Genomic DNA, 12936 nt, shown 5'->3' on the forward strand with positions numbered 1-12936 from the left:
GCCCGGAAGGGAGCCCCGATGCACGGCACCGACACTCCCACGGACACCCCACCGACCCCAGAGACCCCCGACACCCTGACCGCCGACACCGTGGTCGTCGGCGCCGGCGCCGCCGGCTGCGTCGTCGCCGCCCGGCTCAGCGAGGACCCCGAGCACCGGGTGCTCCTCCTCGAAGCCGGCCCCGACTACGGCCCGTTCGATCCGACGCGCTGGCCGGCCGAGCTGCTCGACGCACGCTCGGCGGCCCGCGGCCACGACTGGGACCTCACCGCCCCGCCCTGCTGCGCCAGGGCCCGCGTCGTCGGCGGCTCCTCGGCCCACAACGGCTGCTGGGCCACCGTCGGCGCCCCCGCCGACTACGACGCCTGGGGCCCGCCATCCGGTGGCGCGTTCGACCACCGGGCGCTGCGTCGCCACCTGGACGAGGCGGTGGCCACGCTGCGGGTGCGGGCGGTGCCCGAGCGGGACCAGACCGCCTGGCACCACGCCGTGATCGAGGCGGCCGGCGCGCTCGGCCTGCCGTTCTTACCCGACATCAACGCCGCCGACGCCCGCGAGGGCATCGGCTGGGTGCCGCTGAACGCGGTCGACCGCACCCGCTGGCACACCGCGTTCGCCTACCTCGACCCGGCCCGGGACCGCCCCAACCTGCGGGTCCTGCCCGACACCCTGGCCGACCGGCTGATCCTGGCCGGCGACCGGGCCACCGGCGTGACCGCCGTGCACGCCGGCCGCCCCGTCACCGTCCACGCCGGCCGGGTGGTGCTGGCCTGTGGCGCCTACGGCACCCCGCCGCTGCTGGTGCGCAGCGGCGTCGGCCCGGAGCCCGAACTGCGCCGGATCGGCGCGCCGGTGGCGCTGCCGCTGCCCGGGGTGGGGGAGAACCTCACCGACCACTCCTCGCTCGGTCTGATGCTGGCCCCCACGGACGCCCTCGCCGAGCGGATGCCGGACGCGGCCGAGGGCTACTTCGCGCAGAGCCTGGTCAAGGCCCGTTCACGACAGGCCGCCGACGAGGACTGGGACCTGCACATCGTGCCCTCGGCCGGCCCGGCCGAGGACGCCCAGGGCTTCTACAACGGGCCGCTCACCGCCGGCCTCTACGTCTTCGTGATGGCGCCCAGGTCCCGGGGCCGGGTCCGCGCCGCCTCCCTCGACCCGGCCGCCTCGCCGGAGATCGACCACGGCTTCTTCACCGACCCGGAGGGCCATGACGTCCGGGTCGTGCTCGACGGCCTGGACCTCGCCCGCGACCTGGCCGCCACCGCGCGCCTCACCGCGCTCGCCGCCGCTCCGCCGGCCGTCGAGGCGGACCGCGAACCCGCCGCCGTCCGGGCCGCCGCCAGCGGCTACTGGCACGCCGTCGGCACCTGCCGGATGGGCCCGGAGGACGACCCGACGGCGGTGGCCGGGCCGGACGGCCGGGTGCACGGCCTGGCCAACGTGCATGTCGCCGACGCCTCGCTGATGCCGGTGATCCCGCGCGCCAACACCCACCTCACCACCGTGGCGGTGGCCTCGCTGCTGGCCGAGCGCATCACGACGGGGGCGGCCGCCGCATGAGGATCGGACTGCTCTCGCCCGACATGCCGCCGCACCACTCGCCCGAGGCCGCGCGCCTGCTCCCGGTCCTCGCCGAGCGGCACGGCGTCGAGTCGCTGTGGGTGCCGGAACACGTGGTGCTGCCCGCCGACCACACCACCCGCTACCCGTACGCGGACGACGGCCGGCTGCCGGTGCCCGCCGAGTGGCCCTACCCCGATCCGCTGACCTGGCTCGCCCACGCCGCCGCGCTCACCAGCCGGATGCGCCTGGTGACCGGCATGCTGATCCTGCCCCAGCGGAACCCGGTGGTGCTCGCCAAGGAGACCGCGACCCTGGACCACCTCTCCGGCGGGCGGCTCGACCTGGGCCTCGGCATGGGCTGGTTCCGCGAGGAGTTCGCCGCCGTGGGCGTGGACTTCGACGACCGGGCCGCCAGGTTCGAGGAGTACGTGGCGGTGCTGCGCGCCCTGTGGAGCGACGACGAGACGTTCGCCGGCCGCTACCACCGCTTCACCAGGGCCCGCTGCCACCCCAAGCCGGCCGGGCGGATCCCGCTGGTCCTCGGCGGCCACACCCGGGCCGGGGCCCGCCGCGCCGGCCGGCTCGCCGACGGCTACTTCCCGGCCGTGGCCGACCCGGTGCCGCTGTTCGCCGAGTGCCGGGCGGCGGCCGAGGCCGCCGGCCGCGACCCGGACGCCATCCAGCTGATCGCCGAGGCCGCCCCGGCCACCCCGGAGCGGGTGGCGGAGCTCGCGGCACTCGGCGTCACCCGGGCCCTGGTCTACCCGCCGAGCGTGCCACCGGACGAACTCCCCGACGCCTTCGAGGAGTTCGCCGCGACCCTGCTACGACCTGTCGCCGCGCTGTGAGGTCAGCCCTTCAGTGAGGCGAGCCCGTGGCGGTCCGCCGTCAGCCGTTCGCCGGCCAGCACCACGCTGTCCCGCACGCTCACCCCGGCCGCCACCGTGGCGCCCGGCAGCACCACGGAACGCTCCACCCGGGCGCCCGGCCCCACCCGGGCGCCCGGGTGGAGCACACTGCCGCGCACCGTGGCGCCGGCCGGCGGCTGTGTGCCGAGCAGGCTGTCCGCCTCCGGCGCGTAGCGCGGCGCCGCGCCCGACAGGGTGCGCGGCAGCAGGGCGGGCGGCAGCGGATGCGGCCGGCGCAGCAGCCGCAGCTGCTCGGAGTGGTAGCGCTCGACGGTGCCGATGTCGGCCCAGTAGTCGGCGACCGGGAACGCCGTGACGGGGCGGCCCGCCGCGATCATCTCCGGCAGCACGTCCCGGCTGATGTCGTGCTGCCAGCCGTCCGCGCCGCGCCCCGCCAACGCGTCGAGCACCTCGCGCAGCGCCTCGATCCGGAACAGGCAGAACGCCGTGAACACCAGGTCGGAGGTGGGGTGTTCCGGCTTCTCGACCAGCGCCCGCACCCGCCACCGCTCGTCGGCCTCCACCATGCCGAACAGCCGTACGTAGCGTCGCTCGACGCGCTGCACCCCGATGGTGCAGTCCGCGCCGGACTCCCGGTGCGCCGCCAGCATCGGCGCGTAGTCGAACAGGTAGACGTGGTCGGCGTGTTGCACCAGCAGGTCGCTCGCCCCCGGCGCGAACAGGTACTCGGCGTTGGCCAGCAGCGCGTCCGCCGTGCCGCGTTCGGCCGGCCGCGCCGGCAGCCGACCGGCGGGCCCGAGGCCGCCGCCCGACCGCAGCAGCGCGTCGTGCGGCCCGAAGTGCAGCCGGGTGCCCGGGTGGTGGTCCCAGTGCCGAAGCAGGTGGTCCACCAGGTCCGACTCCCGGTGCAACGACAGCAGCACCAGCTCGCCGAGGCCCGAGCGCACCGCGTTGGCCACGCTGAAGTCGACGAGCCGGCAGGCCGCCGCGTACGGCACCAGCGGCTTGCACACATCGGCGGTCAACGGCCCCATCCGTTGCCCGAGACCGCCGGCCAGCAGCGCCCCACGCACCCCGGGGAGACCCGTCGCGGGGCTCACCACGTCCGCCCCTCGGCGGCGGAGTGCGGCAGCAACCCCCGCAACAACGCGAGCGAGTTGGCCACCCCCTGCGCGGTCGGCAGCAGCGCGTCCTCGTGCTCCACGTACAGCACGCCCCGGTAGCCCTCGTCCAGCAGCGCCGCCACGATCGAAGGCCACGGCAGCTCGCCCGCGCCGAGCGCCCGGAACCTGATCGCGGGCCCCGGGCCGTACCGCGACCAGCCGGCACCCGCCGGGTCGCCCGGCTCGCGCCACCACTGGAGGTCCTTGGCGTGCACGGCGGCCAGCCGCTCGCCCCAGCCACGCACCGCCCGCACCGGGTCGTGCCCCACCGCCGCCAGGTTCGCCGGGTCCACGCAGAGCCCCACGCCCGCCGCCGCCGCGAGCAACGCCCGCGCGCTCGCCGGGTCATAGGCCACCTGCTTGGGGTGTGGCTCCACCACCACCCGCACCCCGGAGGCGGCGGCCAACTCCAGGATCGGCTCCGCGGCCCGCGCCCAGGCGTCCACGTTGTCCTGCCAGCTCACGTCGCTGCCCCACCAGGAGAGCCACCGCGACAGGTCGGGCACCCCCAGCATCAGCCGCGCCAGCGGCGCTCCGAGGCCGGCCGCGAGCCGCACCGTGGCCAGCGCGGCCCGCAGCCCGTGCGCCCGCTTGGCCTCCGCCGGGCCGGCCAGCACCGGGTCGGTGTGCGGGCCGTGCGGGCCGAGCAGCAGCTGCGTGTCCCGGCTGTTGCTGACGCAGCCCACCTCGACGCCGGTGGCGGCCAGGCGTGCGCGCAACTCGGCGTGGTAGCCGGGGTCCTCGGCTCGGTCGGCAGCCACCAGACCGAAGGTCGAGTCGGCCGGCAGGTCCACCACCCGCACTCCGGCCCGGCCGGCCGCCGCCAGCGCGCCGTCCAGTCCGGCCGGTGCCAACGCGGCCAGGCACAGGCCGAGTTCGATCGGCACCTCCGTCGTATCCCCGGTCATCCGCGTACCCCTTCCCCGGCCTCCCGCTCGACGGTCCAGGCCCAGCCGGCGAGCACCTCCGAAGGGCCGGCCGGTCGCGCGCGCAGCGCCGCGAGGACCCGCCCGGCCGGGTCGGCCACCCGCTCCGGCGGCGCCGCGGCGCCCAACTCGGCGGCCAGGCGCCGTCCAAGAGCGGCGGCGAACTCGGGCGAGCCCCGGAACACCCCGCCGTTCAACACCACCGGCCACTCGCCCCTGAGACCGGCCAGGTCCCGGGCCGCCCGCACCCCGGCCACCAGCTCGTCGAGCGCCCCCGTCACCACCGCGCCGGCCACCTCGTCGCCGGCCAGCCAGCACCGTGACACCACGGGGGCCAGCGCCGCCACCGCCGACTTCGGGAACGGCCGCGCCGCGAGCTCCCTGGCCAACTCCCGTACCGGCGAGCCGAACTCGGCCGCCAGCTCGGCGCCGAGCGCGGTCGGCGCGCCGCGCCCGTCGAGGGCGCGCACCGCCGCCCGCAGCCCGTCGAGACCGAGCTGGAAGGCGCTGCCCTCGTCGCTGCCCAGGTACTCGCAGCCGCCCACCGACACCGGCGGCCCCGAGCCGTCCGAGGCGAGGAAGCCCGAGCCCGTGCCGCACACCACCGCCACCCCGCGACCGGCCAGCGGGGGAGCGAGCAGCAGCGGCAGCACGTCCCGCGAGACCACCAGCGGCCCCGTCAGACCGCTCGCCCGCGCCGACGCGACGATCCGCGCCACGTCCGCCGCCGCCGCGCCCGCGTCCAGCGCCGCCGTCGCCAACCAGCCGCGCGCCGTACGCGCCCCCTCTGGGCCGAGCCGCGCCGCGACCTCGCCGAGCAGTTCACGCAGCACCCGCTCCGCGGCCACCGCCCCCACCGAGGCGGGGTTCACCGAGCCGCGTCTGAGGCGCGACCCGTCGTCGAGGGCCGCGGTGGTGGAACTGCCCCCCGCGTCGATCGCCCAGAACCGTCCGTCTTCCCGATCGTCCATGGTGCCTCCGCCGCCGTCGGTGGCATGTCCATTACCTCACGCTACGAGGCGGCCTGGCTTTGTACCAGGGGCTGCGCGATAGTGGTGTGCGACCTGGATCACAACGGGGTGAACGGAGCGTGGAGTGCGGCTTGGGAACGGCGGGGTCTTAGGACTTCTCGCGGTGGCCGGCAGCTGGGGTCTCTTCTGGGGCGGCTGGGCGCCGCTCATTCCCCAGATCAAGTCCGATCTCGATCTCAGCGACCAGCAGTTGGGCCTGGCCCTGTTCGCGGTGCCGGTCGGCGCCGTGCCGGCCATGCTGCTCACCGGGCGGCTCGCCAGCCGCCTCGGCCACCGGGTGCTGCCCGCGGTGACCGCGCTCTTCGCGGTGAGCGTCCTCGTCGTCGGCCTGGCCCCCGACCGGTGGACCTTCACCGCCGCGCTGCTGCTCGTCGGCGCCACCAGCGGCGCCATCGAGGTCGCGCTCAACGCCACCACCGCCGCCCACGAGGCGCGCGACGGCACCCGGCTGTTCAACAAGGTGCACGCCGTCACCCCGCTGGTGATGGTGCTCGCCGCGCCGGCCGTCGGCCTCGGCCGCGAACTCGGCGCCTCCAAGCTCACCGTCCTGGCCCTGATCGCCCTGCTGGTCGCCGCAAGCGCCGTCCTCGCCGTCGACCCGCGGGGCTGGCAGGAGCGGGCCGAGGCACCCGGTGAGAACCACCCGGGCCCGGCCCGGGGGACCCGCGCGTTCCTCACCGGGCCGCTGCTGCTGGTCGCCGTCGTCGGCGCCGCCGTCCTGTTCATGGAGAACGCCGTCGAACAGTGGGGCGCCATCCTCCTGGAGGAGGAACTGGGCACCGGGCCACTGCTCGCCAGCCTCGGCCCCGCCGCCTACATGGCGGGCCTCTCCGGCGGCCGGATGCTCGCCCAGTGGCGCGGCGACCGCCTCGGCGACCGCACCCTGGCCACCCTCGGCGGCACCCTCGGCGGCCTCGGCATCGCCACCGCCGCCCTCGCCGACACCGCCTGGCTGGCGCTCGCCGGCTTCGCCGTCGCCGGCATCGGTCTCGCCCCCGTGCTGCCCACCCTGCTCGGCGCCGCGGGACGCGCCGCCGCGCCGGGGCAGCGCGCCACCGCCGTATCCGCCGTCACCACCGCCTCCTACGCCGGTTTCCTCTCCAGCCCGCCGCTGGTCGGCTCCCTCGCCGGCTGGCTCAGCCTGCCCACCGCGCTCGGCCTCGTCGCCATCGGCGGCCTGCTCGTCGTCGCCGGCGCCCGCACCACCCGCCTCCTCCACCCCAGGGCCAGCGACTCCAGGGCCGGAGCGCTGGTATGAGCGGCGGGAGTCGGGTCCTCGTCGTCGGCGCCGGGTACATCGCCGGGCAGGTCGGCCGGCGCCTCGCCGCCCTCGGCCACCACCCGGTGCTCAGCTCCCGACACCGGCCCGACACACCCGGCACCCGCGGCCTGGACTGGCTGCCCGCCGACGTCCTCGACCACGACTCCCTCGACCGGCTCCTCGCCACCGCGCGACCCGACGCCGTCGTCACCGTCCACGGCCCGTCCGACATCACCTGGTGCGAGGCCAACCCGGACGCCGCCGACGCCGCGCACCACGGCGGCGCCCGCCGCCTCGCCGCCCTCCTCGAAGGCCGCCGGGCCCTGATGATCTCCACCGACAACGTCTTCCCCGGCGACCGCCCCAGCTACGGCGAGTCCGACCCGACCGCGCCCGCCAACGCCTACGGCCGCGCCAAGCTCGCCGCCGAGCAGGCCCTGCTCGCCACCGGCGACGCCCTCGCCCTCCGCGTCAGCCTCGTCTACGGCTGGGACACCGCGGGCCTGCGCCCCAACTTCTTCACCACCTGCGCCCTCCGCCTCGCCGCGGGACAACCTGTCAGCGTCCCTGACGACCACTGGAACACCCCCGTCCTCGCCGACGACGTCGCCGCCTGGACCGCCGCCCTGCTCACCTCCGACGTGACCGGCGTGCTCCACCTGGGCGGCCCCACCCGGCTCAGCCGCCTCGACTGGGCCCGCCACATCGCCCGCGCCCAGGGCGCCGACCCCGCCCTGGCCCGCCCCGCGCCCCGCGACGACACCGCCTACGCCTGCCGTCCACGCAACGCCTGCCTGCACAGCGAACGCGCCGCCACCATCCCAGAACTCGCGGGACTCGACCCCGTCGACGTCCGCGAGGCCAGCACCCGGCTGATAGCCGCGGGAGAGGAGCAGCCGCCATGACCGACCGACACCTGTTCCTGGCAAGCAAGCGGGCCGCCGTCTCCTACGCGCCCGACCCGGACACCGGCCGGCTACGCCCCTGGCTCGCCCCGGGCGGCACCGGCAACGTCGTCGCCGAACAGGCCGGCGTGCTCGACGTGTCCTGGATAGCCAGCGCCGACACCGACGACGACCACCGCGCCGCCACCGAGAACCCGACCGGGCTCACCCTCGGCCTGCCCTCCGGGCACGACATCACGATCCGACTGCTGCGCCACGACCGCGGGACCTTCGAGATCGTGCAGAACCACCTCACCGCCGAACTGCTGTGGGCCGCCAACAACTACGGCTGGGACCGCTGGACCACCCCCGCCTTCGACGACGCCACCCACGAGGCGATGGACAGGTTCGCCGAGTTCACCGACGACTTCGCCCGCGCCCTGCTCGACGCCTCGGCCGACACCGCGGAACCGGCCTACCTCGTCCACGACTACCAACTCGTCGGCGTCCCCGCCCGGTTACGCCAGGCCCGCCACGACGCGCCGATCCTGCTGTTCGTCCACATACCCTGGCCCTCGCCCGACTACTGGCGCATCCTCCCCAGGCGCATGCGCACCGGCCTGCTGGAGGGCATGCTGCCCGCCACCACCATCGGCTTCTTCGCGGACCGCTGGTGCCGGAACTTCCTCGACTGCGTCGCCGACCTGCTGCCCGACGCCCGCGTCGACCGCGAGGCCGGCACCGTCGAGTGGCGCGGCCACCGCAGCCGGGTCCGCACCATGCCGCTCGGCTACAGCCCCCTCACCCTGGAGGGGCGCGACCCCAAGCTCCCCGACGGCATCGCCGAATGGGCCGGCGACGACCCGCTCGTCGTGCACAGTGGCCGCACCGACCCGATGAAGAACGCCGAACGCGCCGTCCGCGCCTTCGTCCTGGCCCTGCGCACCGACCCGCGGCTGCGCGGCACCCGGATGCTGGTCCGGATGAACCCCAACCGGCTCTACGTCGACGCCAACGCCGACTACGTGCGCCGCGTCGAGGAGGCCGTCGCCGACGCCAACGCCCGCCTCGGCGCCGACACCGTCCGGCTGCACTGCGACAACGAGGTCGACCACACCATCGCCTGCTTCCAACGCGCCGACCTGCTGATGTTCAACTCCACGGTCGACGGCCAGAACCTCTCCACCTTCGAGGCCCCGCTCGTCAACACCCGCGACGCCGACGTCATCCTCTCCGAGATGTGCGGCGCCGCCGAGGTGCTGGCCCCCGTCTGCCGCACCGTCAACCCCTTCGACCTGCGCGAGCAGGCCGACGCCATCGCCGCGGGCCTCACCGCGCAGCCCCACGAGCGCCGCCAGGCCGCCCACCGCAGGCGCGCCGCCGCCCGCCCCTGGACCCTGGAGAGCTGGGTACGCGCCCAACTCGACGGGCTCGACGCCGACCACCGCGACCGCCATGCCTGAGCCGGCCCCCGACCCCCTCGCCGACCCCACCCAGGTCGCCCAGTACCAGCTCGGCGACGCGCTGCTGGTACGTGGCGACGGCGTGCGCTGCTGGGACTCGGACGGGCGCGAGTACCTGGACTGCGTCTCCGGCACCTTCAACCTGATCCTCGGCCACAACCACCCCGAGGTGATGGCCGCCGTCCGCGAGCAGACCGAGGAACTGGTCTTCGCCAGCTCCTCCTTCCAGACCGGCCCCACCAACGACGTCATGCGCCAACTGGTGGCCCTCGCCCCGCCGGGGCTCACCCGGGTCAACCTCCGCAGCTCCGGCGGCTCCACCGCCAACGAGGGCGCCATCAAGATCGCCCAGCACCTCACCGGGCGCCGCGACGTCATCGTGCCCTTCCGCGGCCAGGTCGGCCAGACCATGGCCACCGCGAGCCTCGCAGGACACAGCAGGATGCGCGCCCCGTTCCCGCTGTGGCTGCCCGGCGCCGTCCACGTCCCCGACCCCTACTGCTACCGCTGCTTCTACCGCGAGGAACCCACCACCTGCGGGATGCTGTGCGTGGAGCGCATCGACGACTTCATCACCCACGCCAGCTCCGGCAGCGTCGCCTGCCTGCTGATCGAGCCGGTCAGCGGCGTCGGCGGCAACATCGTGCCCCCGCCGGGCTACTTCGCCGAGCTGCGCCGCTTCTGCGACGAACGCGACATCGTGCTGGTCTTCGACGAGGCGCAGACCGGCTTCGGCCGCACCGGCACCATGTTCGCGGCCGAACAGTTCGGCGTCTCCCCGCACATGATGACCCTCTCCAAGGGCATGACCGGCAGTGGCCTGCCGCTCGCCGCCATCCTCACCGAGGAGCGGATGGCCGGCTGGGACCGCTCCCTGCACGGCTTCACCTACGGCGGCCACACCCTCTCCGCCGCGGCCGCCGTCAAGACCCTGGAGATCATCCAGCGCCCGGGGTTCCTGGAGAACGTCCGCGCCGCCGGCGCCGTCCTCCTCGACCGGCTCACCGCGCTCGCCCGGGACCACCCGGTCATCGGGGAGGCCAGGGGCCTGGGCCTGATGCTGGGCGTCGAACTCGTCGAACCCGACGGCGGCAAGGCCGTCGCCAGGACCCACGCCCTGCACCGCGCCCTGCACTCCCGGGGCCTGCTCACCCGCGTCTCCGAGCACGGCCAGGGCAACGTCATCGAGCTCCGCCCCCCGCTGATCCTCACCCCCGCCGAGGCCCACCTGATCGCCGACGGCTTCGGCGAGGCGCTCGAACTGCTGGAGGCCGCCGCGTGAGGGTCGAACTCGGCCCGCACGGACCGCTGCCGCTCACCAGCCCGCCGCCCCGCCCGGCCGGCGAACACGCCGTCCTGGTCCGCGTCGAACTGGCCGGCGTCTGCCGCTCCGACCTCAAGGAGATCGTCGGTAACCGGCACGGCGTCAGCCAGTTCGGCCACGAGATCGTCGGCACCGTCGAGGAGTCCACCCTCCCCGACCTGCCCCAGGGACGCCGCGTCGGCCTCGACCCCAACGTGCCCGTCGCGCGCTCCACCGGCTTCGCCACCCGCCTGTGGGCCGCCGGACCGGCCACCGCTCTGCGCGACGCCCTCCCCACCCTGCCGCCCGACGCGCCCGCCCACCGCCTCGTCTTCGGCGAGCCCCTGGCCTGCGCCCACCACTGCCTGACCGCCGCTGCCCGCCACCTCGACCGCGACCTGGCCGGCAGCCGCCTCACCGTGCTGGGCGCCGGCACCGCCGGCGTGCTGATCGCCGCCCTCGCTCAGACCCGCGGCGCCACCGTCACCCTCGCCAACCGCAGCACCGACCGCCTCGACTTCCTCCGCCGGCGCGACGCCGTCACCTTCCCGCTCCACCCGCCGAGCGAACTCCCCGCCGACACCGCCGACATCACGGTCGTCGCCACCAGCTTCGTCCACCCCGACGTACTCACCGAGGCGCTGCGCCTCACCACGGCCGGCGGCCTCGTCCTCCTCTACGGCGGCACCGCGCCGGGCGACACCCTCCCGGGGCTCGACGTCGACCTCGACACCGTGCGCCGCCACGAACTGGTCACCGCCACCCGCTGGGGCACCAAACCCCTCCACATCGGCGGCAGTTACGGCACCACCCCGGCCGACTTCCCGGCCGCCGTGCGCGCACTCACCGACTCGCCCGAGCTGCGCGTCGAGCGCCTCGTCACCCACGAGACCACCCTCGCCGAACTCCCCACCCTGCTCCGGGAGCAGGCGGCCGGCCGCCCCCTCGGCAAGACCCTGGTCACCCCCTGACCACACCCGCCAGCGCCGACACCGCCGCCAGCCCGCGCGGCCGGCCCGCCGACCGCTCACCCGGCAGCAGATAGACCGGCATCCCGAGGCGCGCCGCCGCCCCGTCCTTCACCGGGTCGTCGCCCACGAACAGCGTCCGCTCCGGCGCCACGCCCAACTCCTCGCACGCCGCGAGGAACAGCTCGGGCTCCGGCTTCACCGCGCCCCGCTCGCAGGACAGCGCGAACGAGCCGACCAGGTGCGCCACCCCGAGCGCCGCGAAGGAGGGCCTGACGTCCCAGCCGATGTTGCTCACCACTCCGAGCCGCAGCCCGGCACCCGCCAGCCGCCGCAACACCCCCGCCGCGTCCGGGTACGCCGGCCACGACCCGGGATCCACCAGACACGCGTACACCGCGTCCGCCAGCGCCCCCGGCGCCGACTCCGCCATCAGCCCCGTCCACACCGCGCGGTGCCGCGCCGCCGAACGGTCGCACCCCTCCCGCGCGGCAAGACCCGACGGCGAGTCCACCGCCGCCAGCGCCCCCGCGATCACCCGCTCCGCCTCGCCCGGCTCCAGCGCCACCCCGCGCCGCGCCGCCTGCGCGCACACCCCGGCCGGCGTCAGCACGGCCCCGTCGTCGAAGAGGGTCCCCGAATAGTCGAACAACACGGCATCGAAGAGACGCGACACACGGGAGGCTACCCAGCCACGGCCGCCAGGAAATCCGACACGAGCGGACCGGCCACCGACCGGAACTCCTCGAAGTACGCGTGCCGCGCCCCCGGTATCAGCTCCACCTTCGCGTCCGGGATCCGCGAGCCGAGCAGCGGGGCGTTCGCCGTCGGGTTGAACAGGTCGTCCGTGCCGTGCACCACCAGCGTCGGCGCCGCTATCGCCGGCAGCGCGTCCCACGCGTCGTGCCCGGCGCTCGCCGCGAAGTGGCGCCGCCGCGCGAACGCCGGCATCGCCGGATCGCCCACCGTCTGGAACGGACCCCGGTGCGTCGCCAGCCACTCCGGCGTGTACATCAACTCGAGCAGCGCCCGCCCGGCCGCCCGCTGGTCCCGCTGCGCCAGCGCCCGCCGCACCTCGGCGCTCCGCTCGTGCCCGTGCGCCCCGCCGGGCGAGGTGCAGCCGAGCACCAGCGCCCCCACCCGCTCCGGATGGTCCGCCGCCAGCCACTGCGCCACCCGCCCGCCCATCGACGTCCCGTACACGTGCGCCCGCGCCACCCCCAGCGCGTCCAGTACCGCCACCACGTCACCCGCGAACCCGCGCGTCGTGTACGGCTCGTCCGGCTTGTCGCTCGCCCCCGTGCCCCGGTAGTCGAGCGTGATCGTCCGGAACCGGCCCTCGAAGTCCTCCCTGACCCCGTCCCACCAGTGGTGGTTGTTCGACTGCCCGGCCAGCAGCACCAAAGGATCGCCGCCCGCCACGCCCCCGACCTGGTACGCGACGGCCACCCCGTCCCCGGCCACCGCCATCGACTCACTCATCACGCCCCCGACCCTAACCG

12 protein-coding genes are annotated in these 12936 nt (G+C 75.7%); 7 read left to right on the forward strand and 5 right to left on the reverse strand.

What is annotated here, in order from left to right; translation table 11 throughout:
• Nucleotides 1–18 precede the first annotated feature (18 nt).
• Nucleotides 19–1563: a GMC family oxidoreductase gene (locus tag ACFWI8_RS22190; protein WP_387094308.1), complete on the forward strand. Its 1545-nt coding sequence runs from the start codon at nucleotides 19–21 to the stop codon at nucleotides 1561–1563.
• Nucleotides 1560–2414: a TIGR03619 family F420-dependent LLM class oxidoreductase gene (locus tag ACFWI8_RS22195; RefSeq protein ID WP_387094311.1), complete on the forward strand. Its 855-nt coding sequence runs from the start codon at nucleotides 1560–1562 to the stop codon at nucleotides 2412–2414. Before ACFWI8_RS22190 ends, ACFWI8_RS22195 begins: the two co-directional genes overlap by 4 nt.
• 2 nt (nucleotides 2415–2416) lie before the next feature.
• Here ACFWI8_RS22195 and ACFWI8_RS22200 read toward each other — a convergent pair whose 3' ends face one another.
• Genes ACFWI8_RS22200 through ACFWI8_RS22210 form a run of 3 tightly spaced genes read right to left on the reverse strand, consistent with a single transcriptional unit; the run spans nucleotide 2417 to nucleotide 5495 of the window.
• Entirely contained in the window at nucleotides 2417–3535 is a 1119-nt protein-coding gene (locus ACFWI8_RS22200) for a sugar phosphate nucleotidyltransferase (RefSeq protein ID WP_387094314.1), read from the reverse strand.
• The gene (locus ACFWI8_RS22205) at nucleotides 3532–4506 is read right to left on the reverse strand and encodes a sugar phosphate isomerase/epimerase family protein (protein ID WP_387094317.1); all 975 of its coding nucleotides are present in this window, start codon (nucleotides 4504–4506) and stop codon (nucleotides 3532–3534) included. The genes ACFWI8_RS22200 and ACFWI8_RS22205 overlap by 4 nt, the downstream gene beginning before the upstream one ends.
• Nucleotides 4503–5495 carry a BadF/BadG/BcrA/BcrD ATPase family protein gene (locus ACFWI8_RS22210; RefSeq protein WP_387094320.1) on the reverse strand — a complete coding sequence of 331 codons (993 nt, stop codon included), beginning with the start codon at nucleotides 5493–5495 and terminating at the stop codon, nucleotides 4503–4505. Before ACFWI8_RS22210 ends, ACFWI8_RS22205 begins: the two co-directional genes overlap by 4 nt.
• Before the next feature lie 163 nt (nucleotides 5496–5658).
• On the opposite strand from ACFWI8_RS22210, the gene ACFWI8_RS22215 reads away from it, so the two are divergent.
• Genes ACFWI8_RS22215 through ACFWI8_RS22235 form a run of 5 tightly spaced genes read left to right on the forward strand, consistent with a single transcriptional unit; the run spans nucleotide 5659 to nucleotide 11437 of the window.
• Nucleotides 5659–6813 (forward strand): MFS transporter, encoded by a 1155-nt coding sequence (locus tag ACFWI8_RS22215; RefSeq protein ID WP_387094323.1) that lies wholly within the window; start codon nucleotides 5659–5661, stop codon nucleotides 6811–6813.
• Nucleotides 6810–7721, forward strand: coding sequence for an SDR family oxidoreductase (locus tag ACFWI8_RS22220; RefSeq protein WP_387094326.1), 912 nt, complete (start codon nucleotides 6810–6812; stop codon nucleotides 7719–7721). The genes ACFWI8_RS22215 and ACFWI8_RS22220 overlap by 4 nt, the downstream gene beginning before the upstream one ends.
• Nucleotides 7718–9163, forward strand: coding sequence for a trehalose-6-phosphate synthase (locus ACFWI8_RS22225; RefSeq protein ID WP_387094328.1), 1446 nt, complete (start codon nucleotides 7718–7720; stop codon nucleotides 9161–9163). Before ACFWI8_RS22220 ends, ACFWI8_RS22225 begins: the two co-directional genes overlap by 4 nt.
• Nucleotides 9156–10445 (forward strand): aspartate aminotransferase family protein, encoded by a 1290-nt coding sequence (locus ACFWI8_RS22230; RefSeq protein WP_387094331.1) that lies wholly within the window; start codon nucleotides 9156–9158, stop codon nucleotides 10443–10445. Before ACFWI8_RS22225 ends, ACFWI8_RS22230 begins: the two co-directional genes overlap by 8 nt.
• Nucleotides 10442–11437: an alcohol dehydrogenase catalytic domain-containing protein gene (locus ACFWI8_RS22235; protein ID WP_387094334.1), complete on the forward strand. Its 996-nt coding sequence runs from the start codon at nucleotides 10442–10444 to the stop codon at nucleotides 11435–11437. The genes ACFWI8_RS22230 and ACFWI8_RS22235 overlap by 4 nt, the downstream gene beginning before the upstream one ends.
• On the opposite strand, the gene ACFWI8_RS22240 is transcribed toward ACFWI8_RS22235, so the two are convergent.
• Together ACFWI8_RS22240 and ACFWI8_RS22245 are read right to left on the reverse strand one after the other, a co-directional pair.
• Nucleotides 11427–12089: an HAD family hydrolase gene (locus tag ACFWI8_RS22240; protein ID WP_387094336.1), complete on the reverse strand. Its 663-nt coding sequence runs from the start codon at nucleotides 12087–12089 to the stop codon at nucleotides 11427–11429. The two genes, ACFWI8_RS22235 and ACFWI8_RS22240, sit on opposite strands and share 11 nt — an antisense overlap.
• Nucleotides 12090–12118: 29 nt before the next feature.
• Nucleotides 12119–12916, reverse strand: a complete 798-nt coding sequence (locus ACFWI8_RS22245; RefSeq protein WP_387094339.1) for an alpha/beta fold hydrolase — start codon at nucleotides 12914–12916, stop codon at nucleotides 12119–12121.
• Nucleotides 12917–12936 lie beyond the last annotated feature (20 nt).

This window comes from Streptomyces sp. NPDC127098, assembly GCF_042722465.1.
In the GTDB taxonomy this organism is placed as follows: domain Bacteria; phylum Actinomycetota; class Actinomycetes; order Streptomycetales; family Streptomycetaceae; genus Streptomyces; species Streptomyces millisiae.